This window comes from Pseudomonas sp. ADAK2 (assembly GCF_012935755.1).
In the GTDB taxonomy this organism is placed as follows: Bacteria; Pseudomonadota; Gammaproteobacteria; order Pseudomonadales; family Pseudomonadaceae; genus Aquipseudomonas.
Window position 1 is genome coordinate 3,901,054 of sequence record NZ_CP052862.1, and the last position, 26,449, is coordinate 3,927,502.

The window sequence follows — 26,449 nt, forward strand, 5'->3', positions numbered from 1 at the left end:
GACAATCTGTGAGCGAACTCATTCGAGTACCTGACATCGGCAGCGGTGAAGGTGAAGTAATCGAACTATTTGTGAAGGTCGGCGACCGTATCGAAGCCGACCAGAGCATCCTGACGCTTGAGTCGGACAAGGCGAGCATGGAAGTGCCTGCGCCGAAAGCCGGCATCATCAAGAGCCTGAAAGTGAAGCTGGGCGATCGCCTGAAAGAAGGCGACGAACTGCTGGAGCTGGAAGTCGAAGGTGCCGCTGCTGCGGCCCCTGCGCCTGCCGCTGCTGCGCCGGCTGCCAAGGCTGAAGCTGCACCGGCTGCTGCACCTGCCGCCGCGGCTCCAGCGGCCGCGCCTGCTGCCGCTTCGGTTCAGCAAGTGCACGTGCCGGACATCGGTTCGTCGGGCAAGGCCCAGATCATCGAGATCCAGGTCAAGGTCGGCGACACCGTCGCGGCTGATCAATCTTTGATCACCCTGGAATCCGACAAGGCGAGCATGGAAATTCCATCGCCTGCCGCTGGCGTGGTCAAGGCCATCAGCGTCAAGCTCAATGACGAAGTCGGCACCGGCGATCTGATCCTGGACCTGGAAGTGGCGGGTGCTGCGGCCCCTGCTGCTGCCGCGCCAGCCCAGGCTGCTGCTCCGGCCGCCGCCGCTGCTCCAGCGCCAGCCGCTGCGGCCCCGGCGGCACCGGTTGCCGACAGTGTTCAGGACATTCATGTCCCGGACATCGGCTCGTCGGGCAAGGCCAAGATCATCGAAGTGCTGGTCAAGGCGGGCGACACCGTCACTGCAGACCAGTCGCTGATCACCCTGGAATCCGACAAGGCAAGCATGGAAATTCCATCGCCTGCCGCTGGCGTGGTGGAAAGCGTTTCCATCAAGCTGGATGACGAAGTCGGTACCGGCGATCTGATCCTGAAGCTGAAAGTCAAAGGCGCTGCGCCTGCTGCTGCACCGGCTCCTGCCGCTGCCGCCGCACCGGCCGCTTCTGCTCCTGCTCCAACCGCTGCGGCACCTGCTGCTCCGGCAGCCGCCGCGCCTGCTGCGGCTCCGGCCAAGCCGGGCGCCAAGGTTCACGCCGGCCCGGCGGTGCGCCAACTGGCCCGTGAATTCGGCGTCGAGTTGAGCGCGGTCAGCCCAAGCGGTCCGCACGGTCGTGTGCTGAAAGAAGACGTGCAGGTTTACGTCAAAGCCATGATGCAGAAGGCCAAGGAAGCACCGGCCGCTGCCGCTGGCGCAACCGGCGGCGCGGGCATCCCGCCGATTCCGGTCGTGGACTTCAGCCGCTTCGGTGAAACCGAAGAAGTGCCGATGACTCGCCTGATGCAAATCGGCGCGTCGAGCCTGCACCGCAGCTGGTTGAACATCCCGCACGTGACTCAGTTCGATTCGGCTGATATCACCGACCTGGAAGCGTTCCGCATCGCACAGAAAGCCGTGGCAGAGAAGGCCGGCGTCAAGCTGACCATCCTGCCGCTGCTGCTCAAGTCGTGCGCGCACCTGCTCAAGGAACTGCCGGACTTCAACAGTTCGCTGGCACCAAGTGGCAAGGCGATCATCCGCAAGAAGTACGTGAACATCGGCTTCGCGGTCGACACCCCTGAAGGCCTGCTCGTACCGGTCATCAAGAACGTCGACCAGAAGAGCCTGTTGCAACTGGCAGCCGAAGCCGCTGCGCTGGCCGCCAAGGCTCGCGACAAAAAGCTTACCGCTGACGACATGCAAGGCGCCTGCTTCACCATTTCCAGCCTCGGCCACATTGGCGGCACCGGCTTCACGCCGATCGTCAACGCGCCGGAAGTGGCGATCCTCGGTGTTTCCAAGGCAACCATCCAGCCAGTCTGGGACGGCAAAGCCTTCCAGCCGAAACTGATGCTGCCGCTGTCACTGTCCTACGATCACCGTGTGATCAACGGCGCCGCTGCTGCACGCTTCACCAAGCGTCTGAGCGACTTGCTGGCGGACATCCGCACCATTCTGCTGTAACAACCGACAGGCCCTCCTTCACCGGAGGGCCTGTCGCGTTAGACGATTTCCGAGCGCCACGCTCGTACCTCAACCCCGCCAATTTGGCGGGGCTTTTTTTGCCTTCAAAAAAACCTGACTCCTTCCTACAGCCGTGGCTGATTTCGCCCACGACAGCAGTCCCTTTCGGCTCGATCTTTTTTGCCGGCCAATAACTAGGCTTAGTTGCATAAAGTTCAGCCTGAACTTTGAAACCTTCAATAGCTTAGTTAGCACTACTTCGAACGGATTCGAATATGTTCAAACCAACTGTCGGCCCGATTATTGGCCACACTACAACTAACCACGCGCGTATTTTTCTGCGCGGAGATTTTCAGCATAGCGACAGTGTATTTGCCGGTATCCGTTATCGGCGCCTGGGCGATGAACGCTGGACTAAAGGCGTGTTTGCCAAACTGTCACTCTTGCGCGACCGGTGCGATGTCATTGCGCTGAATAATCTGGGTGAAGATACCGAATACGAATACCAGGCGGGCTGGTTCAGCCCCATGAGCCCGGTGCATACCGTGGAAACGGTGCAGGAATTGCCGCTGCAATGGCCACGGGAGATCTATCGTTTTCGCACTCGCTCCAGCCAGCGCGTATTGCCGCGGGCCTATATTGTCGGGTCTTGCCGGTATCTGCGCATGACAGCCGGCATTGCGTCGATGCCGCACCTGGGCGACCGGATTTTTGCCTCAATCACGCAACTGGCGGAACAGGCCGACCCGCCGATCAGTGCGACGCTGATGACCGGGGACCAAATCTATGTCGATGACTTGAATCGCATCGCCCCTGATCGGGAATACAAGGAAATCCTCAGTAAATATCAGGCCGCTTTTTCACAGCCCAATATCAGAAAGTTAATGTCTGGCACACCGACTTACATGATCCTTGACGACCATGAAATTGAAGACAATTGGCCCGTCAATAAAAGCGAAAGTGATAACGACTTGTATGAAAATGCCATCGCCGCTTATGAGCTGTATCAAGCCAGCCACAGCCCTGCGCATGAATTATTGAGCAACGGGCAAATAAGCCGAAAGCTGGAACAGTATTGGTATCAGTTTGCCGAAGGCGATATTGAATGGTTTGTCACCGATAGCCGCACTCGGCGCAATTTGTCTGCCGAGGATCGACGCATCCTCGATGAAGAACAGGAACACGCGCTGCTCAAATGGCTGATCAACAGCCCGGCACGGGTGAAATTCGTGGTCACCAGCGTGATGTTTTATCCCGACCGTAAAAGCCTTGGCGATGACGCGTGGAAAGCGTTCCCGGAACAACGCCTGCGGCTGCTGGAGACTATTCGTACACACCGCATCCGCAACGTCATCTTCATTTCCGGCGATGTCCACGGCTCCCTGACCAGTCGTCTGACCCACAGTGAAGATCCGGACTTCGAGGTTCACACCATCGTTTCGTCGCCGCTGTGTAATAGCAAGTGGCTGCCGTATGCCAGGGAATCGACCTTCATCCTTGACCAGCCGTTGGCGCAAACAGCCGCTGGCGATTATCGGCATGAACTGACGAGCAAGGTGGTGAGCCAGGATAATTTTGCGCACCTGGTCGTTGAGGCTGAGCAGATCCGGGTCAATTACCACGATCGGGATGGCGTTCTATTGCAGACAATCGGCATTCCATTGCGTTAAAGAATCAAAAGATCGCAGCCTTCGGCAGCTCCGCGCGCCTGTGAGCGCCGTCGAAGGCTGCGATCTTTTTCCGCTCCAAACCATTACTTTCACCCCTGCGCTGGAGAAATCCTCTCTCCTGCCGACATATTCTTATAGCACTTGGCCTTCATGTCTCTTGTCAGTCGGTGCCGCAATGATGCAACCTTGCCGCAGGCAACAGTTAAGAGGGCGAGAGCCCGGCGCGATCAGCATATTCGAAGCGAGTTCCCTCCCATGAAAAGCCAACCCGATGCCGCCAGCCGTATGGTGGCCGAGGTAGTGACGCAGTTGCCTGTGCCCTCGCGGCTCGGCATGCTGCGTTTCGAACGGCTGAATGAAGCGAGCTGGGCGCTGCTGTTTCTCGATCCCAATTGCGAACGCCAGTTCGGCCTGCCGGCGGTGGAGCTGTGTGCGCTGGTGGGTTCGCCCTACGCCAGCCTGATGGAGCCCGAAGCGCGCTATCAACTGCATGACGCGATCCAGCTGCAACTCACCGAAAGCCCGCATTACCTGATCCGATACACCCTGCACACCGCCGCCGGCACCTTGAGCCTGCTGGAACTCGGCGAAGCCTACAAACAACACAATCGACACCTGCTGCGCGGCTACCTGCTGGTCGTGGACGGGCTATTCCAGGGTGAGCCGCTGCTGCCGGCCCTGGACCTGGAAACCCAGAACTCGCGCCTGCAAATCGCCCTGGAACTCAACCAGCGCGCGCAGCAGGAACAACTGCAGCACCTGGACCGGGTGCGTGCCCAGCAAGACCTGATCCTGCTGCTGACCCGCCAGCGCTACAGCACCGGCAATTCCCTGCAAGAAGCCGCCGAACTGATCACCCGCTGCGCCTGCGACATCTACGAAATAGACTGCGCCAGCCTGTGGAACCTCGAAGGTTCAACCCTGGTACCAATCTCGGCCTATCACCGCGCCACTCAGGAATACCTGATGCCGGAGCCGATCGACGCCAGCAGTTTCCCCGACTACCTCGACGCCTTGCACACCAGTCGCGCCATCGACGCACACAACGCAATCCGCGACCCGCGCACCCGGGACATGGCCGAGAGCCTGCGCCCGCGGGACGTCAACGCCATGCTCGACGCCAGCATTCGCGTCGATGGCCAGGTGGTCGGCGTGTTGTGCCTGGAACAGACCGGTGTCACCCGCGCCTGGCAGTCGGATGAAATCGCTTTTGCCGGTGAGCTGGCGGATCAGTTCGCCCAAGTCATCAACAACCACAACCGCCGCACCGCCACCAGCGCCCTGCACCTGTTCCAGCGCGCGGTCGAGCAAAGCGCCAACGCCTTTCTGCTGGTCAATTGCGACGGCGTGGTCGAGTACGTCAACCCGAGCTTCACCGCGATCACCCAGTACAGCACCGAAGAAGTCCACGGCCAGCGCCTGTCGGAACTGCCGGCGCTGGAAAATCTCAGCGAACTGCTGTTCGACGCACCCTCGGCGCTGGCCAAGAACAATAGCTGGCAGGGCGAATTCAAGAGCCGGCGCAAAAACCTCGAACCGTACTGGGGTCAGTTGTCGATCTCCAAGGTCTATGGCGATAACCGCGAGCTGACCCATTACATCGGCATCTACGAAGACATCACCCAGACCAAACTGGCGCAGCAGCGCATCGAGCGCCTGGCCTACACCGACAACCTGACCAACCTCGGCAACCGCCCGGCGTTTATCCGCAACCTGGATGAACGTTTCGCCCGAGACAGCGATACCCCGATCAGCCTGTTGCTGGTGGACATCGACAACTTCAAGCGGATCAACGACAGCCTCGGCCATCAGACTGGCGACAAACTGCTGATCAGCCTCGCCCGCCGCTTGCGCAATAGCCTGAGCTCCAGCGGCAGCCTGGCGCGCTTCGCCAGTAACGAATTTGCCGTGCTGCTGGACAACACCGACCTCTCGGCCGGCCAGCAAGTTGCCAACCAACTGCTGGCGACCCTCGACAAGCCGATGTTCGTCGACAACCAGTTGATCAGCGTTACCGGCTCCGTGGGCCTGGCCTGCGCACCGCTGCATGGCCGCGACCCGCAGACGCTGATGCGCAACGCCGGCCTCGCGCTGCACAAGGCCAAGGCCAACGGTAAGCATCAAGTCCAGGTGTTCACCGAAGCGCTGAACGCCGAAGCCAGTTACAAACTGTTCGTCGAAAACAACCTGCGTCGCGCCCTGACCCAGAACGAACTGGACGTGTTCTACCAGCCCAAGCTGTGCCTGCGCAGCGGTCGTCTGCTGGGGATGGAAGCCTTGCTGCGCTGGAACCATCCGGAAAAAGGCATGATCCGCCCCGACCAGTTCATCAGCGTGGCGGAAGAAACCGGCCTGATCATTCCGATCGGCAAATGGATCGCCCGTCAGGCCTGCCGCATGAGCAAGGAACTGACCGCCGCGGGTCTGGGCAATCTTCAGGTGGCGATCAACCTGTCGCCCAAGCAGTTCTCCGACCCGGACCTGGTGGCGTCCATCGCCAGCATCCTCAAGGAAGAAGCGCTGCCGGCGAACTTGCTGGAACTGGAACTGACCGAAGGCTTGCTGCTGGAAGCCACCGAAGACACGCACTTGCAGCTCGACCAGCTCAAGCGCCTGGGCCTGACCCTGGCCATGGACGACTTCGGCACCGGTTACTCATCGCTCAGCTACTTGAAAAAATTCCCGATCGACATCATTAAGATCGATCGCAGCTTCATCCACGAAATCCCGGACAACCAGGACGACATGGAAATCACCTCCGCAGTGATCGCCATGGCCCACAACCTGAAACTCAAGGTCGTGGCGGAAGGCATCGAGACCGCCGAGCAGTTGGCGTTCCTGCGCCGCCACCGTTGCGACGTCGGCCAGGGCTACCTGTTCGACCGCCCGATCCCGGGTTCCGAGCTGATCGAAAAGCTCAAACGCTACCCGCGCGGCCCTCTCGCCTGACAGCGGCGTAACACTCGGGCAAACTGCGTGTCTGACAATTTACATTCAACCTGACTGAGGGGACTGATCATGGTCTTGCGCTCGGAAATTCTGGTGAACAAAAACGTGCTCCCGACTAAAGAACAAGCTCTGCCTGGCCGTGAAACCCCGATGAACCTGCCGGAAAAACACTTCGTCCACGACGCGCCGCTGCTGGGCCCGTTCGCGATGGACGTGGATTTCGCAATCTTCGGCCTGGGCTGCTTCTGGGGCGCGGAACGCAAGTTCTGGCAGCGCGAAGGCGTGGTCAGCACGGTGGTGGGTTATGCCGGCGGCTTTACGCCGAACCCGACGTATGAAGAAGTCTGCTCCGGCCTGACTGGCCACAGCGAAGTGGTATTGGTGGTCTACGAACCGGCGAAAGTCAGCTACGAAGAATTGCTGAAGATGTTCTGGGAACTGCACAACCCGACTCAGGGCATGCGCCAGGGGAACGACATCGGCACCCAGTACCGCTCGGTGATCTACGCCACCAACCCGGATCAGCTCGCCGCCGCCAAGCACAGCGAACAAGTGTTCCAGGCTGAACTGACCAAGGCTGGTAAAGGCACTATCACCACGGAAATCGACGAAGCGCCGACGGTCTACTTCGCCGAGGCGTATCACCAGCAGTACCTGGCCAAAAACCCTGAAGGGTATTGCGGGATTGGCGGTACGGGCGTGACTTGCCCGATTTGATCGCTTGACCTGATCGTTCCCACGCTCGGCGTGGGAATGCAGCCCGGGACGCTCCGCGTCCCTTTCTCGAGCTGGAACGCAGAGCGTCCCTAGAGGCATTCCCACGCAGAGCGTGGGAACGATCGGTCAACTCTCAGCAATCAACCAATCCATCTGCCACCCACCCTGGGTCTGCCCCAACTTCTGGGACAACCACGGCAGCAACTCACGCAATTCCTCTTCCAAACCCCACGGCGGATTCGCAATCGCCAACCCCGAACCGTTCAGGCTGTTCGGCGTATCCAGCGGATGCACCAGCAACTCCACCCGCAACAACTTCGGCGCGCCCGAGCCGGCCAGGTCCTGATAGAAACGACGCAGCAGGCGCTGGTCCTTCACCGGGTACCAAATCGCCGCCACCGTCTGACGCATCCGCCCCACCGCTTCTTTCAACGCCGCCGCACAGCGCTGCATCTCATCGAGCTGCTCGAACGGCGGATCAATCAACATCACCGCACGCTTCTCCTGCACCGGCAACATCGCCCGCGGCACATGCCAGCCTTCGCCCAAGTGAACCTTCACCCGACGATCACCGGCCATGTTGTCCTTGAGCAGCAAACCGTCTTCAGGGTGCTTCTCGTTGAGCATCACCCGATCCTGCGGCCGCGTCAGACGCCGCGCCAACTCAGGCGACCCTGGGTAATAGCGCAACTGGCCATCCGGGTTCATGTCGTGCAACACCTTCATGTAATCGGCGGTCAGCTCCGGCAGATCCGGCTGATCCCACAACCGCGCGATCCCTTCCAGGTACTCCCCGGTACGGCTCGCCTGATCACCCTGCAGGTCATACAGACCAATACCGGCGTGAGTGTCGAGATAGGCAAACGGCTGCTCCTTGCGCGACATCAGGGCGATGAGGCGGGTCAAAGTCAGGTGTTTGAACACATCGGCGTGATTGCCGGCATGGAAGGCGTGACGATAATTCATGATTGCTCCTGCGAAGGCCGGGAAGTTTACCTTGTACCGAGCCGAACGTCAGGGGTTCACGGCTGAGCGGGCATTCCGCACTCTGATCGTTCCCACGCTCCCGCGTGGGAATGCCGCCAGGCACGCTCCGCGTTCCAGCCGCACCATCGATGTCGCGCCTGACACCGAGGTGACGCAGAGCGTCACGGGCTGCATTCCCACGCAGGAGCGTGGGAACGATCATCGTGCAGCCCTACTCCGGCGACCGAGCCCGCAACCGCCGCCCAATCACATCCAACACATCACAGCCATCGCGCAACGGAATGGCGCAGAGCAAGGCAAAGTCACTGAGGATGAAGGACTCACATTCGATTGAATCGCGCATGGACAAGTTTTCCAGCACCTGAGTAACGGCGCGGATTCGATAGTTGGCAGCGTCATACAAAACATCGAGCGGGGCGTGGGTGTCGACGAACAAGGTGGGCATTTCACAGCAATTGCTGGTGAGCGCCATGAAGCGGTTTTCGGGGTGGGGGACTGGTTTTTCGTAGGGTGGATCGGGGTGTAGTGTCTTCATTTTCAAGTTCCAAAGGCAACAAATAGGAACTGCCATCAGCCTTCCTACAGGCTTGGGTGGCAGCTATGCGCGGGGTAGGAATATCGAGGCCTTTGGAAAACTCGACCACGCCGAAGCGTGCCCGCGCATAGCCGCCGCAACTGATCTTACGGACGCACGTTAACGGCCGCAAACCAAGCTTCGACGCCAATACATTTCCAACGACTTTGAAGGGTTCCTACACCCTGCCACTGAATTTTCAGTGGCCACCAAAGACTATCGATGGAAAACATTTCATACCAGTTCATGAAAGCCGCCGCGGGTTGAAGGAAACTTCCGACGACCTTGTCCAGAAATTTCGCTCCTCAATCAGAAAGACACATCAATCCTGTCCACCCTGACCTTGACGAATTTTTCATTAAGCGCTGGATAGTCGTAGTGGATTTCCTGATCCATAAAGTCAACGAAGGATCGGAAGACACTTCAGTCCAAATAGCCATATAGAAAGCATGAAAAGCCATCGTTTATAACTTCAATAAGTGAGTCGGACCGCTTTTCCGCAACGGTAATGAAGTCAACATCAGGAAGGACTATCTCGAACTCAACCTCATAGGTTTCCCCTACCTGAATTTTTTCAGGACAGCAGCTCGCAAAGCATTTAACTTTCACACCATTGACAAGCAATAGAACTTCTTCAACGATAGGATTTACTGCCAGGACAATTACAACGTACTTATCTGTCACTTGAAGGCCCCACAGCTTACCACCGTACAAAAAAGCAATAACTAAAAACCTATCAACGAGAGGCCACTCAACAAAACAACTTAACGCATCGTCTCCACATCGAAAAACCCTATAGCAGAAATAAATCCGTCCCCTTTATTGCATACCAGTTCATGAAAGCCGCCGCGGGAGGAAGAAAACTTCCGACGACCTTGCCCGGAAATTTCGCAGCCCGTTGTGATCAGTGACGGTCAAATCCATTAGCCAATCTATCTGCTATATGGAGCAGCCAGGACACACCGGACTCCCACACATTCCAGTAGCAGTAGTAACAGCTCAGCTCTTGCAAAAGATAATTTCGTAATTCCATCTCATCCTTTCCCTGATTAAGCAGAGCAGTAATTTCTCCTCTGACAATAGTGAGATCTTCCGAGTCAGAATCAGCGAGAAAAGCATCTATTACTTGCTCAGCGGTCTCATGCTCCACCGTCCAATCTTGATGAAAATACGCTCCAAAAAACTGATGCAGCTCGGGGAATGTCTTATTCATATCTCTGGGAATCCTGTTAGTAAAAAATACCCCTCAGATAGACGCGGCTCTTTTATCAAGATCAGCAACACCTTAGATGCAGGTAATGAACCGAAAAACGGGACAGATTTATTTACGCAAAAAGGTACGGATTTATTTGTTGCTTTACCAAGTAGCTTTATCTTCAAGACTGGCCTTATCGACATCATCTTTCCATATCTCGCTTGCCAACCTGTATATATCCTCAAAAAACCCACGAGGATCATCTATTTCTGTTTCATCCCAGGCAAGAACCCTCGGATCTTCATAATCACTTTCAAACTGTGCAGAAAAATCAAAATCTTCTTGCTGCAGAATTCCCCGCAGCAGTTCAAATATGAGAAACCTATGCCTATAGGTTAAATAATCAAAATCAGAGATGATGAACCTTCTAATAATTACCTCTCGATCATTCTTTTCATTGGGATTATATACCCATAGCGCTTCGCCGAGCGTTTCTTCTCGATCATAAATAGAAATACCTGCCAGAATTGACGAAATTTTTAGCTCATATGGCATATCTACAAACGGGTGCTTCAACATTTTTTCACCTATCGCGGAAAAGCAGTGAATGGGCGAGTTGGATCCCGCTTATCAAATTTAACTTCCGCACCATCTAGATTCTCTACATAGCGAGGATTATCTGCATCATTAGGGTTAGGTTTGTAACCACGCCCGGCCCCTGGCAACTTCATTCTAACAATCGGATTTTGTTCACCATCGTAACCAGTCAGTCTAGGCACAGGACCTTGCATTCTGGAAAGAGCATGACGCAAAACACGATAGTGCATTATCCAGCTCTTGAATTGAGAGCTAGGCACTATCGGTCCTCTCACACCTTTCTTCGTGGGGTGCGAGCCGTCAATCGACCTTTGCTTCAAAGCTTTATCCTTAATCTCGGGACCGTGCTTTTCAACGGAATGCATTCTGTATTGCCTGTTCCACTTTAATACCTGACGCTTGGCTTCCTCCTCCGTTTTAGGTTCCGGGTCATTTGACTTAGGAAGCTTCGGAGCACCTTGACTGACGGTGGGCTTATTGGGACCCGCAGGTAGTGGACAGCCTACGTTTTTCTTGTTTTTCGGCGGAGGGCAGTTAGAGCTCAACCCCAACGGATCAACCCACCCCGTCGGATTCGGCGTGTACTGATACTGGTTGATCCCACCCGCCAACTTGATCGGGTCCGGCGTCAGGTACCGCCCAACGTCCGGATCATAGTACCGATGCCGGTTGTAATGCAGTCCGCTCTCGGCATCAAAGTACTGCCCCTGAAACCGCAACGGCTGTTCAAGTTGTTCACCCGCGCCATGCGTCAGCCCAGTGACCTTGCCGTAAGCGTTGTACTTCGCCGCCCAAACCACCTCGCCGCCGAAATCCGTCAACTCCAGCGGGGTGCCGAGATGATCAAGTTGGTAGTAAAACGGGCAAGCCTTGCGCGGGCCTTTGCCGTCGAGCATGGCTAATGGGCGGAAGGTGCCTGGCTCGTAGACGTAGCTGCGGTAATGCTCGCGACTACTTTCCGCAACGACCTGATCGCCCTGCCAGAAGAACTCGGTTGTCCGACCTTCGACGGTTTTGGCAATACGACGACCAAACGCGTCATAGCGATAACTCGCACAACTACCATCCGGCAACGTGACGCCAACCAACCGATGCTGGCAGTCATACCGATATTCGGTGACAAGTTTCTGCCCAGTCCCCCGACGTTCACGAACCAGATTGCCAAAGGCGTCATAGTCGTAATGCCGCTCCCCCTGCATCAGCAGGCGATTGCCTTTAACGGTCGCCGCACCCGGCCGATTCTGCATCAGCAAGTTCCCCGCAGGATCATGGGCAAAGCTTTCCGGCGGTTCGTCGCGGGAGTGGCGCACGCGGGTCAGGCGGTTGAGGGCGTCGTAGTAATAGTTGCGCTGGCCGTGGCGGCTGTCGGCGATGGCGGCGAGGTTGCCGTTGACCGCGTAGCTGTAGTGGCGTAGGTATTGCGGGCGGTTTTGTTGGTGGACGGCGTGGGCTTGCAGGCGGCCTTGTTCGTCGTAGTGGTAGTGGCTGGTCAGTTGCCCCTGTTGGCGTTGTTGTTCGCGACCGAATTGGTATTGGTGGGTAGTGAGCCGTGCGCCGTTGAGGTCGATGGCGCTGAGTGCGCCACCCTTGGCGTGGTGGTAGTCGAGTTTGCTGTTGTCCGGCAGGCGCAGGCGTTTGAGTTGGCTGCAGGCGTCGTAGCCGTAGCGCAAGGTGCCCCAGCCCTGGTGCTCGGTGATGAGGCGGTCTTGCTTGTCGTATTCGAATTCCAGCGGATGGTCGCTGCCGTCATCGACGCCGACCAAGCGGCCAAGACTGTCGTAACGGTACGAAACCTTGATGCCGTCGGGCAGGGTTTTGACCAATAGCCGCCCTGCCGAATCCCGTTCGTAAGCGGTGATCAGCTGCGAGCCGTCCTCGCCGAACTCGGTTTTCTCCAGCAATTGGCCGTTGAGGTCGTAGGCATACGCCGTGCGTTGCCCGTCGAATCCGGTTTCTTGTCGGATCAATCCGTTGGGCGTGTAGTCCAGCTGATATTTTTCGCCGGATTCGTTTTCGATTTCCGTCAGAAGAAGCTGGGCGCTGTCGTAGCGATACTTCAGCTGCGTGCCGTCGGGGTTGATGCGGCGGCTGACCAGGTGCAGTTCGTCGGCGTATTCGTAACGAGTGACGTGGCCGAGTTCGTCCTGTTCGGCGGTGATCTGGCCGTAGGCGTTGTAGCTGAACGCGCGGGTGGCGCCTGTAGGAAGAGTCGTATGGATCAGTCGGCCGACGGCGTCCCACTGGTAGCGAGTAACAGCGCCATATTCGTCCTGGCTGGTAGTCCGTCGGCCCAGCACGTCGTAGGAATAACGCCGCACGCTGCCATCCGGCAGGGTCTCTTCGACCAGTTGCCCCAAGCCATTCCACACAAACACATGCCGAGCGGTGTCCGGGTAGCGGATCGACAGCAACCGCCCTTGAGCGTTGTAGTGGTAATGGGTGACCTGCCCGTCCGGGTCGACGGCCTCGGTGACATCGCCCTGGGTATTGCGCCGATACGTCCACACCGCTTCGCCGCGATAGCGCGCATGCAGGAAACCGTTGCGGTACTCGTAGGCCGTTGGCTCGTCTTCCGGCGGAATCAGCGCCACCAGGCGTCCGACTTCGTCGTAGCGGTATTCGGTGACGGCGCCGAGCGGGTCTTGCTCAGCGATCAGCCGGCCGTTGTCGTCGTAGGCCTTGAGGTGTTCGCCACCGTCCAACTCAACCTTGCGCACCAGCCGCGCGTGGTCGCCGTGGACGTAAACCTCTTCGCTGCCATCGATGTTTTGAACGGTGACACTGCCCTCGTCATCCCAGACGTAACGGGTGTCCATCTGCGAAAACGACGCCCAATGCCGGACACATCGCGCAGCCTTGCCAGACCTTTCCCACGCCCAGAAGAAACTCGCCCCACCGGTCAATTGCCGCTGGAGGATCACGTGTTGATCGTCGTAGTCGTAACGCTCGCTTTCGCCGGCAGCGTTGGTCGCTTCGATCAGTCGATGGCGTTCGTCGTAGCGGTAGCTGACCAGCGTCTGCTCGGTGTGCCAGGCATCATCGAGTGTCTCGGCCGGGCGAAATTGCTGATAATCGACGGCGATCAAATGGCTGCGGTCATAGCGCAACAGCAAAGCGCGACCGGCGCCGTTGTCGAGGCGTTTGATGCGGTCCTGGCGGTCGCGGGTGATGCGTAGACGGTTGTCGTACGCATCGCTGATCGCTGTCAGAAAACCGTTATGAAAGTGGTAGAAACGGGTTTCTTCGCCAGCCTGGGCGAGGATCAGTTCTTCCGGTTCTTCGCCGAGATAAATCGCTGCGCGTGACAGGCTGTTGTGGATCGCCGGGCGCTCGGCGGATGGCAGCGGAAACGTAGTGCGACGGTTTTCGTGGTCAATCCAGATGACGTTGTCGCCATCGATTTCCAGGTGATGCGCGAGGGTGTGGCTCCAGCCGAAACCGAGGCCGTTGTCGATTTCGGCGGCGCTGGTGCGATAGAGCCGGGTGAAGTCGAACGGCAGGAGGCCGTCCAGCGAACCGTCGGTGAGGGTCAGCAGCTCTTCGCCCGTGACCATCGATACCGGACAGCCATTTTTGCAAGTCGATGGCACACAGGTGGCGGCGTCACCGTTTGGGTTTTGCGCTTGGTCGGGCGCGTCGTCGTGGTGTTCGTTTTTCTTGATCGTGGTATTGCGCCGGGCGTCCCACCGCAGGCGCATTGCACCATTCTTAATACCCGCGGCGATGCCTCGCACCGCCACTTTTTTGTAGCGGTCAACGTAGGTCATGAAGCGGTCGAGGATGCTGAAAGTCGCCTTGACGAAACGAATCGCGAGCTCGGCCAGCCACTTCCCGTACTTGACCCCACGCAAGGTCAAAAAAGCCACGGCGGCGGGCACACCGACACCCGTCAGGCACAGCGCAAAAGCGATCAGGATATCGATCAGCACCGTGACAATGACGTTGCTGATCATCTCTGCGGATGACCCCATCATCTGGCTGGGTGGCAGCGCCGAAAACCAGAGACTTGCCGTGCGAAACAGCAAGCACAGTGCGGCTTCGTCACTGGCCAGCAGCATGGCTTTTTCCATCGCCGCGGGGGATTGCTCGGCTAAATCGATGAGTTGCTGCGCGCCGCTGCCGAGTCGATCAAGGTGATCGCCCGGGTTTTTAAGGATGTCGAAAACGAGGCTGATGCTGTCCCAGACGCCGATGATCGCCGCCCAGCTTCCCGCGAGCAGGCCGTTACCCACCGCAGCCATAACCGACTGCGACCACTGCGGCTTGAAGCCTTCCCACTCACTGCGTAGCCAGCCTTCCAGCTCTTGGGTCAAGCCGTCGTACGATTCGAAAAGCTCGTCGATTTGCTCCGGCGTCACTTCGCTCTGAACGCGGATGCGATAGAACTTGCCGGGCGTGCCGGAGAATTGGCCCTTGCCGTATTGATCAAGCGTGACGGGCGTCGTCTCGCCGCCCTCAATCGCGACGACATCCACCTGAATGTTCCCCAAGGGAATGTCGTAAACCGACTCGAACTTGCTCTCGATCTCCAGAGTTCCACTGTCCGAACACTGGGCAACGCTTGAGAAAAAATCGTCGTCACGACTGCTCACCGCCGTGGTGGTGTTGCCCAGTTTGATCGTCCGCTCCATGCCCATCAGAGAAGGCATATCCGTGGCGCGGCTGACCTTGTCCGCAGCCCGGACGAACAAGCCGTCGAGCTGTTGGCGATACACGCTCAAGGTGCCTTTGAAACTGTCGAGCTCCTGCTCGATGTACACCATCTGATCCATCAGTTCAGCTCCACCATCAGGTAATCCACTAAGGCTTGTTTCGGTGCTTTCGGCAGGTCCGGCGCCTCAAGAAAACTCGCGACCTTGCGCCGCAGTACACTTTCGGAAAACGCTTCGAACAGGTCCGGGCGGTCTTCGCTCAGCCACTTCAGCAAGTTGTTGATTTGGGTGACGGCGGAATGCGCGGCGAGTTGACTCAGCAATGACTCGGGGACTTGCCACCATGGGAAAACCTGGGTGCTTTTCAATGCGCGACCACCGATGTCGAGCGACTGGCCATTGATCAGGCAACGCCCGATTACTGGCAGCAGTTGCGCGGCATCAACCTCGGTGGATCGCAGAATCGGCAGCAAGTAACGTCCATCCCAGAAGCGGAAAAACACACTGTTGCCATTGGGTAGCAGCGCTTGCGTGAGGGAGCGCAAGTGCTCGACCAGCGCTTCGGGACTGGCCGAGGAAACTGCCAACCAACCCCAGTCGCATGACTCGGTAGTGGCGACCCACTGCAGAAACTCACGGTCCGCAGCGACGATTCCCACAAAAGGCATTACCGGTTCCCACTCGGCGTAGGCGGTATCGGCCCAAATCGGTCTCGGCGCTTGAGCGGTGATCGAGCACTGCCAGGCGTTGAACGGCTCAGCCGCGCTGGCATTGCTGAAGATCGCGAAGAGGTGTTCCGACGGTTCTAACGGCTGCTGTTCCAGCCAGTCGTGAGGCGACAAGTGATCAGGCGGCACAGACACCGCCCTTGCAGCGCTCGCATTCTTCGCAGAACGGCGCATCACTTTTCAGGCTGAGAATCTGAGCTGCGCTGAGCAACGCTGCCGGTGCTGCGGCGAGTTTCAGTGGAACGTCCGGCGAATTCGCTACCGCCGCCATGGCCGCCATCGGCGCCCCACCAACCACAATCGGCACGCTGCTGAAAATCCCGCCAGGCCCAATGTTGATCCACTGCCCGCCCGCCTGAATCGTTGCACTGGCGCCACCGTCGATCACCACTTGCTGGCCGGCGCTGACATGGAATTGCTGACTGGCGTTAATGGCCTGGCTGGTCACGCGGATGTGCCGATCGCCGGTCACCAGCAGATGATCGTCCTGCCGGATTTCAGTCTGGCGCTGGCCGTGGGTGATGCGTTGCTCGTCGGCCTTGAGCTCATGGCGGGCGATGCCGGTGACGACGATGCTGCGGGCGTTATCGACCTGTACCTGTTGATCATTCAGTACGTGCTGGGTCCAGTTTCGCTGGGCGCGCAGGTATATTTCCTCGGCGCCTTTGCGATCCTCGATGCGCAATTCGTTGTAGCCACCGCCTCCCGGACTGCTCTGGCTGCGGAAAATACTGCGGGTTTTGTCCGCCGGCAGGTCCAGCGGGACCGGGGTCGCGGTGTTGGGCAGGCAGCCCATCACCAGTGGTTTGTCGGCGTCGGCGTCGATGAAGCCCACCAGCACTTCCATGCCGACTCGCGGAATCAACACGCTGCCATACCGGTCGTGAGCCCAGCCGCTGGCGACCCGCAGCCAGCAACTGGAATGTTCATTGAGCTGGCCGTCGCGGTCCCAGGCGAGCTGGACTTTGACCCGGCCATATTCATCGCAGTGGATTTCGCTGTCAGTCGGGCCAGTGACGACGGCGGGTTGATAGCCGAGCATGCGCGGCTTGTCCGGCCCCAACGGCGGGCGAAACGAAACGTCCCACGGCGTTGCGAGAAAGGTATTGCGATAACCCTGGAATTCTCCGTCGTCGGTGGCGGACTCTTCCAGCACCTGCGGCTGTCGGCCACGGTGTTCGATTTCAGTGATCAGCCACAGGTCGTTCCAGGCGTCGCGCGGATGTTCAGCCAATTGCAGGAAATGTCCGCTGACCAACGCCGATTGATCGCTGCACCCTTCAGCCTGACGGTAATCCGCGCCGTGGCGCTCCAGCGCTCGTTGGGTCAGTTGCTTGCCGGATTCGCGACCGGTGAATTGTCCGGGGAAGTGGTAGTCCTCCAGCACCGGTCGCTGTTCATTATCGACACGGCTTTCAAGGGGCAGGTGCGGTTTGTGGAAGTCGTAGTCCCGGCGTGTAACCGCTGTAGTCCGGGTTTCCAGGCGCACGTTGAAACGCTTGATCGCCGGAGCGCTCGCGGCCATGCCGCTGCCGGGCAAGTACAGCGTGGGCTCGGGCAGACGCGGGAACACCGTCTGGTCGTCGCCGAATACCAACAGATGGCCGTCGGAGCTGTGCTGGAAATGGAAGTGAATGCCAATCTCGGCGCACAGGCGCTGGATGAACGCCAAGTCGCTTTCCGCGTATTGCACGCAGTACTCGCGTTCGGGGTAATCGCTGCCGAGTTGAAATTCGAAGGCATCGCGCTGGATACCGTGGTCCTTGAGGACCTGCGCGATGATCGCCGGCACGCTTTTGTGCTGGAAGATTCGCTGATTGAACCGTTGACTAAGGTAAGTCAGGCGCGGGACCAGACTGACTTGATAGCGCGTCAGACGATTACCGGAATCTCCTTGGCCGACGCGATAAATCTGACCCTGAATGCCGGAACCTTGCGCATCGAAACTCAGAAATGCCTGACGGTGCAGGAGGTTTTCGAGTTCGAGGTCGGGCTGTTCGCTGACCAGTTCCAGGTCGAAACGAAACGGTTGGCTGATGGCTTCCTTGCCCGTGAACTCAAGCACCTTGAGCTCATTCTGGACGCCGTCGAGGGTCAACGTGAAACGCGGTTGATTGGCAGGCGCGAACATCCGATGTGTCTCTGCAGAATGAAGGCGGGCGATTCTGCATGAGCAAAAAGGGGTGTTGAGCGGAGGGCAGGAAAATCAGATTTGCCCTACTTTTTTAGGGATTTGTCCTTCAAGAATCGGGATGTTTGGCTACAGACATTTCCCTTCGGAGGAAGTGTGGTGGCTCCAATAACTCTGATTTGTTTCCCGCAAACAAAAAAACGGCCCGCCTCCAACAGGAGACGGGCCGTTTTTGTAAGCGAAGAATCAGAGCCTTAGCCCATCCCCATCACTTGTTCAGGCGGAAATCCGCTTCGGCCGCAGCAAAGCGCATCAGCATGCCTTTGCTCGGCGCACCCAGCTTGCTGACGATGTAGATCGCCAGGCTGGCGAAGATGAAGCCTGGGATAATTTCGTACAGACCCAGCAGTTCGAAATGCTTCCAGACGATCACAGTGATTGCACCCACCAGGATGCCGGCCAGTGCGCCGTTACGGGTCATGTCTTTCCAGATCACCGAGATCAGCACCACAGGACCGAACGCAGCGCCGAAACCGGCCCAGGCGTAGCTGACCAGACCCAGTACACGGTTGTTCGGGTTGGCGGCCAACGCGATGGCGATCAGGGCAACCAGCAACACCATGGCGCGGCCAACCCAGACCAGTTCAACCTGGGAAGCGGTTTTACGCAGGAAGGTTTTGTAGAAGTCTTCGGTCAGGGCGCTGGAGCACACCAGCAACTGGCAGCTCAGGGTGCTCATCACGGCAGCCAGGATGGCCGACAGCAACACACCGGCAACCCAAGGGTTGAAGAGGATTTTCGCCAGCTCGATAAACACGCGCTCGTGGTTTTCGGTCACAGGCGCGGCCAGATCAGGGTTGGCCGAGAAGTAGGCAATACCGAAGAAGCCTACAGCGACGGTGCCGCCCAGGCACAGGATCATCCAGGTCATGGAGATGCGACGAGCGTTAGCGATCGACTTGACCGAATCCGCCGCCATGAAGCGCGCGAGGATGTGCGGCTGGCCGAAGTAGCCCAGGCCCCAGCCCATCAGCGAGATGATGCCAATGAAGGTGGTGTTTTTCAGCATGTCGAAGTTGCTTGGGTCTTGCGCTTCGATAGCCAGGAACGTGGTGTCGACGCCACCGGTGGCCAGCAGCACGATGACCGGCGTCAGCAACAGGGCGAAGATCATCAGGGTCGCTTGTACGGTATCGGTCCAGCTCACGGCCAGGAAACCGCCGACGAATGTGTAGGCAATTGTCGCTGCAGCACCGGCCCACAGCGCCGTTTCGTACGACATGCCGAAGGTGCTTTCGAACAGACGGGCACCGGCGACGATGCCGGAAGCGCAGTAGATGGTGAAGAACACCAGGATCACGATGGCGGAGATGATCCGCAGCAAGCCGCTTTTATCTTCGAAACGGCTGGAGAAGTAGTCCGGCAGGGTCAGCGCATCGCCGTTGTGCTCGGTCTGCACCCGCAGGCGACCGGCGACGAACAGCCAGTTCAGGTAGGCACCGACGATCAGGCCAATGGCGATCCAGCTTTCGGAAAGGCCGGACATGTAGATCGCGCCCGGCAAGCCCATCAACAACCAGCCGCTCATGTCGGAAGCGCCGGCGGAAAGCGCGGTCACGACGCTGCCCAGGCTGCGACCGCCCAGGATGTAGTCAGAAAGGTTGTTGGTGGAGCGATAGGCCATGAAGCCGATCAGCACCATTGCTGCGATGTAGATCACGAACGTGATCAGGGTTGGATTGCTTACGCTCATTCGAATGCTGCCCTGGCTTTGTTTTTATGTAGCGGCGAGGTGTGAAACGCCGACAAACGACACTGTTTGTTCAGACGATTTCCAGCCCCACGCATTTATGACTGATGTTTCCCCAGGAAAGCCATCAGCCGGCACACCTGTCTTTTTTGACCGGTTGCACCTTCGGCGCGAATCCTATTCAACAAAGCAAATAAGGTGCAACCCATTTCTTGAGAATCAGTTGCACCTGATCGGATATTCGTGAAAAAGCCCTGTTTTTGCTCCTTTTTAGGGCAGTCCGAAGCATTTGCTAGAAGTAAAAGCACCAAGCAGAAGCGGCACGTTCGTACCGGAATTTAATTCCTGACGAGCTGCTTATTATTCCGACAAAAAAAGGGTTGCACCCGGTTGCACCTCAACCAACGCACAGCTAATCTTGCCGCCAGCTGATGCCACGCAGTCGTGGCAAACATGAGGATAAAAATATGGCTACCACCACCCTTGGGGTCAAACTTGACGACCCAACCCGCGAACGCCTCAAGGCTGCCGCGACCTCGATTGATCGCACGCCGCACTGGCTGATCAAGCAGGCAATTTTCAATTACCTGGAAAAACTCGAGGGTGGTGCAACCCTGACCGAGCTGAGCGGTTTGACCAAGGATTCCGACGATAACGTCGATGCGCCAACGGATCACGCCCATCAGTGCTTCCTCGAATTCGCCGAAAGCATCCTGCCGCAATCGGTCCTGCGCGCTTCGATCACTTCCGCTTACCGTCGCCCTGAGCCGGAAGTGGTGCCGATGCTGATCGAACAGGCGCGTCTGCCTGCCGCGATGGCCGAAGCCACCAACAAGCTCGCCTCGTCGATTGCCGACAAACTGCGCAATCAGAAAAGCGCCGGTGGCCGTGCCGGGATTGTTCAGGGCCTGTTGCAGGAATTTTCCCTGTCGTCCCAGGAAGGCGTAGCGCTGATGTGCCTGGCCGAAGCGCTGCTGCGCATCCCGGACAAGGGCACCCGCGACGCACTGATCCGCGACAAGATCAGCACCGGCAACTGGCAGCCGCACTTGGGCAACAGCCCGTCGCTGTTCGTCAACGCCGCCACCTGGGGCTTGCTGCTGACCGGCAAACTGGTCGCCACCCACAACGAAACCGGCCTGACTTCCTCCCTGAGCCGCATCATCGGCAAGAGCGGCGAGCCGATGATCCGCAAGGGCGTCGACATGGCCATGCGCCTGATGGGCGAGCAGTTCGTCACCGGCGAAACCATCGCCGAAGCCTTGGCCAACGCGAGCAAGTTCGAATCCAAGGGCTTCCGTTATTCCTACGACATGCTCGGTGAAGCGGCACTCACCGAACATGATGCGCAGAAGTACCTGGCCTCGTACGAACAAGCCATCCACTCGATCGGCAAAGCCTCCCACGGTCGTGGGATTTATGAAGGCCCGGGCATTTCCATCAAGCTGTCCGCCCTGCACCCGCGTTACAGCCGTGCCCAGTACGAGCGCGTGATGGACGAGTTGTACCCGCGCCTGCTGTCGCTGACCCTGTTGGCCAAGCAGTACGACATCGGCTTGAACATCGACGCCGAAGAAGCCGACCGCCTCGAGCTGTCGCTGGATCTGCTCGAGCGCCTGTGCTTCGAGCCGCAACTGACTGGCTGGAACGGCATCGGTTTCGTGATCCAGGCGTATCAAAAGCGTTGCCCGTACGTGATCGACTACGTGATCGACCTGGCTCGCCGCAGCCGTCATCGTCTGATGATCCGTCTGGTAAAAGGCGCGTACTGGGACAGCGAAATCAAGCGCGCTCAGGTCGAAGGCCTGGAAGGCTATCCGGTCTACACCCGCAAGGTGTACACCGACGTTTCCTACATCGCCTGCGCTCGCAAGCTGCTGTCGGTGCCGGAAGTCATCTACCCGCAGTTCGCCACGCACAACGCCCACACCCTGTCGGCCATTTACCACATCGCCGGTCAGAACTATTACCCCGGCCAGTACGAGTTCCAGTGCCTGCACGGCATGGGCGAACCGCTGTACGAACAAGTTGTAGGCAAAGTCTCCGAAGGCAAGCTGAATCGTCCGTGCCGCGTGTACGCCCCGGTCGGTACTCACGAAACACTGTTGGCGTACCTGGTGCGTCGCCTGCTGGAAAACGGCGCGAACACTTCGTTCGTCAACCAGATTGCCGATCAGTCGATCTCGATTCAGGCGTTGGTCGCCGATCCAGTGGCCAGCATCGAGCAGATGGCAACCGTGGAAGGTGGCTTCGGCCTGCCGCACCCGCGCATCCCGCTGCCGCGTGACCTTTATGGTGCCGAACGCGCCAACTCCAGCGGCATCGACATGGCCAACGAACATCGTCTGGCTTCGCTGTCCTGCGCCCTGCTGGCCACCGCTCACAACAGCTGGAAAGCCGCGCCGATGCTCGGTTGCACGTCCAGCACTGAAACTCCTGCGCCAGTCCTGAACCCGTCCGATCTGCGTGACGTGGTCGGTCATGTACAGGAAGCGACTGTCGAAGACGTCGACAACGCAATCCAGTGCGCCCTGAATGCCGGCCCGATCTGGCAGGCCACCCCGCCCGCCGAACGCGCCGCGATCCTGGAACGTGCCGCCGATTTGATGGAAGGCGAGATCCAGCCGCTGATGGGCCTGTTGGCCCGTGAAGCCGGCAAGACCTTCGCCAACGCCATCGCCGAAGTGCGTGAAGCCGTGGACTTCCTGCGTTATTACGCGGTGCAGGCACGCAACGATTTCAGCAACGACGCCCACCGCCCGTTGGGTCCGGTGGTCTGCATCAGCCCATGGAACTTCCCGTTGGCGATCTTCAGTGGCCAGGTCGCTGCTGCCCTCGCCGCCGGTAACCCGGTACTGGCCAAGCCTGCGGAACAAACCCCGCTGGTGGCCGCTCAAGCCGTGCGCTTGCTGCTCGAAGCCGGGATTCCGGAAGGCGTGCTGCAATTGCTGCCGGGCCGTGGCGAAACCGTCGGCGCCCGTCTGGTCGGTGACGATCGGGTCAAAGGCGTGATGTTCACCGGTTCCACCGAAGTGGCTCGCTTGCTGCAACGCAACGTCGCCGGTCGCCTGGATGCTCAGGGTCGTCCGATTCCGCTGATCGCTGAAACCGGCGGCCAGAACGCGATGATCGTCGACTCGTCGGCACTGACCGAACAGGTTGTGATCGACGTGGTTTCCTCGGCCTTCGACAGCGCCGGCCAACGTTGCTCGGCTCTGCGCGTGTTGTGCTTGCAGGAAGATTCCGCCGACCGTGTCATCGAAATGCTCAAGGGCGCCATGGCTGAATGCCGTCTCGGCAACCCGGAGCGCCTGTCCGTGGACATCGGCCCGGTGATCGACGCCGAAGCCAAGGCTGGCATCGAGAAGCACATCCAGGCCATGCGCGACAAAGGTCGCAACGTGTACCAGGTGGCTATCGCCGACGCCGAAGAAGTCAAACGCGGCACCTTCGTGATGCCAACGCTGATCGAACTGGAAAGCTTCGACGAACTGCAACGTGAGATCTTCGGCCCGGTGCTGCACGTGGTTCGCTACAAGCGCAAAGACATCGACCAACTGATCGGCCAGATCAACGCGTCCGGCTACGGCCTGACCCTGGGCGTGCACACGCGCATCGACGAGACCATCGCCAAGGTGATCGACAACGTCAATGCCGGCAACGTCTATGTGAACCGCAACATCGTTGGCGCCGTGGTCGGCGTGCAGCCGTTCGGTGGTGAAGGTTTGTCGGGCACGGGTCCGAAGGCCGGTGGCCCGCTGTACCTGTACCGTCTGTTGTCGACCCGTCCTACGGATGCGATCGAACAATCCTTCGCTCGCGGTGACGCTATCGCTGCGCCGGACGTTCGTTTGCGCGATGCCATGAGCAAGCCGCTGACCGCCCTGCAAGCCTGGGCCGATAGCAACAAGTTTGCCGACCTGAGCACCTTGTGTGTGCAGTTCGCGGCGCAATCGCAAAGCGGGATCACCCGTGTACTGGCGGGCCCGACTGGCGAGCGCAACAGCTACGCCATCCTGCCTCGCGAGCACGTGCTGTGTCTGGCGGAAGTCGAAGGCGATCTGCTGACGCAACTGGCTGCTGTTTTGGCCGTAGGCGGTTCGGCGGTATGGCCGGAAGCTGAGTTGACCAAGGCAGTGTTCGCACGTCTGCCGAAGGAAGTTCAGGCGCGGATCAAGCTGGTTTCCGACTGGAACAAGGACGAAGTGGTGTTTGATGCGGTTCTGCATCACGGCCATTCCGATCAGCTGCGTGCGGTGTGCCAGCAAGTGGCCAAGCGTGCCGGGGCAATTGTCGGGGTTCATGGCTTGTCCCAGGGCGAGACTAATATTGCGCTGGAGCGTCTGGTGATTGAGCGCGCTTTGAGCGTTAACACCGCTGCGGCGGGTGGTAATGCCAGCCTCATGACCATCGGCTAACACGCCACTGATCGTTCCCACGCTCCCGCGTGGGAATGCCTCCTGTGACGCTCTGCGTCACGCCGTTTGGGGACGCGGAGCGTCCCGGGCTGCATTCCCACGCGGAGCGTGGGAACGATCATGCCCTACCCTCGTTTTGCCCCTCCATCACGCTCATCAATCATCCTGTTCAGCCTTTATTAGCGCGCCTAGACTCGGTCTATCCCCAAAACAGGTAGGCCGACATGTCCGAGACGCTGCTCAGTTCCCGCAATCTGGCTTTCGAGCTGTACGAAGTCCTCGATGCCGAGGGCCTGACCCAGCGTGAGCGGTTCGCCGAGCACAATCGCGAGACCTTCGACGCCGCCATCGGCACGGCCCGCAACATCGCCGAGAAATTCTTCGCCCCGCACAACCGCAAGGGCGACGAGAACGAGCCGCGCTATGAGAACGGTCAGGCGATTCTGATTCCTGAGGTGAAACCGGCGGTGGATGCGTTCCTCGAAGCCGGTTTCCTCAATGCCGCGCGAAGTTTCGACGCGGGCGGCATGCAACTTCCTACGTTGTTGTCCCAGGCTTGCTTCGCGCATTTTCAATCGGCCAACGCGGCATCCACTTCGTATCCGTTCCTGACCATGGGTGCGGCGAACCTGATCGAAAGTTTCGGTACCGAGGAGCAGAAGCAGCGCTTCCTGCAACCGATGATCGACGGGCGCTTTTTCGGCACCATGGCACTGACTGAACCCCACGCCGGTTCATCGCTGTCGGATATTCGTACACGGGCCGAGCCAGCGTCTGACGGCACCTATCGACTCAAGGGCAACAAGATCTTCATCTCCGGCGGCGACCATCCGCTGTCGGAAAACATCGTGCACATGGTGCTGGCCAAGTTGCCGGACGCACCGGCCGGGGTGAAGGGGATTTCGCTGTTTATCGTGCCCAAGTTTCTGGTCAACGATGACGGCAGCCTGGGTCAGCGCAATGACGTGTTGCTGGCTGGGTTGTTCCACAAGATGGGCTGGCGCGGCACTACGTCCACGGCGCTGAATTTCGGCGATAACGGCGAGTGTGTCGGCTATCTGGTGGGCAAGCCGCATCATGGCTTGAGCTATATGTTCCAGATGATGAACGAGGCGCGGATCGGGGTTGGCATGGGCGCGGTGATGCTCGGTTACGCCGGGTATCTGTATTCACTGGAGTACGCCCGCGAGCGGCCACAGGGTCGGGTGCCGGACAGCAAGGACCCGAATACCGCACCAGTGGCGATCATTCAGCACGCCGACGTCAAGCGCATGCTGCTGACCCAAAAAGCCTACGTCGAAGGCTCGTTCGACTTGGGGCTGTACGCGGCGCGACTGTTCGACGACACCACGACCCTTGAAACCGAAGACGCGCGCAAACAGGCCCATGAGTTGCTGGATTTGCTGACGCCGATCGTCAAATCCTGGCCATCGGAGTTTTGCCTGAAGGCCAACGAACTGGCGATCCAGATCCTCGGCGGCCACGGCTATACCCGCGAATACCCGGTGGAGCAGTACTACCGCGACAACCGCCTTAACCCGATCCACGAAGGCACGCACGGCATTCAGTCGCTGGACTTGCTTGGCCGTAAATTGGCGCAGAACGGTGGGGCGGGACTCAAGCAATTGATCCGGCTAATCGCCAATACCGCCGAGCGTGCCCAGGCGCATGAATCGCTGACGCCACTGCGTGAGCCGCTGGAGAAACTGGTGGCACGCCTGCAAACGGTGACCATCAGCTTGTTGACGGATCTGGGCCAGGGCAAGGTCAACAGCAGCCTGGCGAACTCGGCGCTGTACCTGAAAGTGTTCGGCCACACGGTGATTGGCTGGCGCTGGCTGGAACAAGCGATCCGCGCGGAGGAAGGGTTGGCCAAGGGCAATGCGGCGGATGTGAGCTTCTATAAAGGCAAGCTGCAGGCGGCGCGGTATTTCCTGACGTGGGAAGTACCGGGTTGTCACCATGAGTTGGCGATTCTTGAGGCGCGGGATGATGTTTGTTTGAGCATGCAGGATGAATGGTTCTGACACCCTCTCACTGATCGTTCCCACGCTCCGCGTGGGAACGCCTCAGGGGACGCTCCGCGTTCCAATGGGACGCGG

At 58.8% G+C, this 26,449-nt stretch carries 15 protein-coding genes; 6 read left to right on the plus strand and 9 right to left on the minus strand.

What is annotated here, in order from left to right:
- Positions 1 to 8: 8 nt before the first annotated feature.
- From aceF to msrA, 4 genes are all read left to right on the plus strand, one after another.
- A complete protein-coding gene (gene aceF, locus HKK52_RS17970) occupies positions 9 to 1,979 on the plus strand; it encodes a dihydrolipoyllysine-residue acetyltransferase (RefSeq protein WP_169371938.1) in 1,971 nt (656 codons plus the stop codon).
- Between the two features lie 275 nt (positions 1,980 to 2,254).
- Entirely contained in the window at positions 2,255 to 3,649 is a 1,395-nt protein-coding gene (locus HKK52_RS17975) for an alkaline phosphatase D family protein (RefSeq protein WP_169371939.1), read from the plus strand.
- 255 nt (positions 3,650 to 3,904) lie between these two features.
- A complete protein-coding gene (locus HKK52_RS17980; protein ID WP_169371940.1) occupies positions 3,905 to 6,598 on the plus strand; it encodes a sensor domain-containing phosphodiesterase in 2,694 nt (897 codons plus the stop codon).
- Positions 6,599 to 6,667: 69 nt separating this feature from the next.
- Entirely contained in the window at positions 6,668 to 7,315 is a 648-nt protein-coding gene (gene msrA, locus HKK52_RS17985; protein WP_169371941.1) for a peptide-methionine (S)-S-oxide reductase MsrA, read from the plus strand.
- 126 nt (positions 7,316 to 7,441) lie between these two features.
- On the opposite strand, the gene HKK52_RS17990 is transcribed toward msrA, so the two are convergent.
- The 9 genes from HKK52_RS17990 to putP all read right to left on the minus strand — a co-directional run bounded on the left by HKK52_RS17990 (position 7,442) and on the right by putP (position 19,932).
- Positions 7,442 to 8,281, minus strand: coding sequence for a 23S rRNA (adenine(2030)-N(6))-methyltransferase RlmJ (locus tag HKK52_RS17990; RefSeq protein ID WP_169371942.1), 840 nt, complete (start codon positions 8,279 to 8,281; stop codon positions 7,442 to 7,444).
- A gap of 232 nt (positions 8,282 to 8,513) precedes the next feature.
- Positions 8,514 to 8,837, minus strand: coding sequence for a hypothetical protein (locus tag HKK52_RS17995; protein WP_169374259.1), 324 nt, complete (start codon positions 8,835 to 8,837; stop codon positions 8,514 to 8,516).
- Between the two features lie 462 nt (positions 8,838 to 9,299).
- Complete coding sequence (locus HKK52_RS18000) at positions 9,300 to 9,560, minus strand: hypothetical protein (protein ID WP_237150576.1); 261 nt, start codon at positions 9,558 to 9,560, stop codon at positions 9,300 to 9,302.
- Between the two features lie 220 nt (positions 9,561 to 9,780).
- A complete protein-coding gene (locus HKK52_RS18005; protein ID WP_169371943.1) occupies positions 9,781 to 10,089 on the minus strand; it encodes a contact-dependent growth inhibition system immunity protein in 309 nt (102 codons plus the stop codon).
- Positions 10,090 to 10,233: 144 nt separating this feature from the next.
- A complete protein-coding gene (locus HKK52_RS18010; protein WP_169371944.1) occupies positions 10,234 to 10,650 on the minus strand; it encodes a hypothetical protein in 417 nt (138 codons plus the stop codon).
- 8 nt (positions 10,651 to 10,658) lie between these two features.
- Positions 10,659 to 15,440: an RHS repeat-associated core domain-containing protein gene (locus tag HKK52_RS18015; protein ID WP_169371945.1), complete on the minus strand. Its 4,782-nt coding sequence runs from the start codon at positions 15,438 to 15,440 to the stop codon at positions 10,659 to 10,661.
- On the minus strand, positions 15,440 to 16,177 hold the full coding sequence (locus tag HKK52_RS18020) for a DUF4123 domain-containing protein (RefSeq protein WP_169371946.1): 738 nt from the start codon (positions 16,175 to 16,177) through the stop codon (positions 15,440 to 15,442). Before HKK52_RS18020 ends, HKK52_RS18015 begins: the two co-directional genes overlap by 1 nt.
- Positions 16,167 to 18,179 (minus strand): type VI secretion system Vgr family protein, encoded by a 2,013-nt coding sequence (locus HKK52_RS18025; protein ID WP_169371947.1) that lies wholly within the window; start codon positions 18,177 to 18,179, stop codon positions 16,167 to 16,169. The genes HKK52_RS18020 and HKK52_RS18025 overlap by 11 nt, the downstream gene beginning before the upstream one ends.
- A 268-nt stretch (positions 18,180 to 18,447) precedes the next feature.
- Entirely contained in the window at positions 18,448 to 19,932 is a 1,485-nt protein-coding gene (gene putP / locus HKK52_RS18030; RefSeq protein ID WP_169371948.1) for a sodium/proline symporter PutP, read from the minus strand.
- Between the two features lie 464 nt (positions 19,933 to 20,396).
- On the opposite strand from putP, the gene putA reads away from it, so the two are divergent.
- A complete protein-coding gene (gene putA / locus HKK52_RS18035; protein WP_169371949.1) occupies positions 20,397 to 24,347 on the plus strand; it encodes a trifunctional transcriptional regulator/proline dehydrogenase/L-glutamate gamma-semialdehyde dehydrogenase in 3,951 nt (1,316 codons plus the stop codon).
- Positions 24,348 to 24,571: 224 nt separating this feature from the next.
- Entirely contained in the window at positions 24,572 to 26,374 is a 1,803-nt protein-coding gene (locus HKK52_RS18045) for an acyl-CoA dehydrogenase (RefSeq protein ID WP_169371950.1), read from the plus strand.
- Positions 26,375 to 26,449 lie beyond the last annotated feature (75 nt).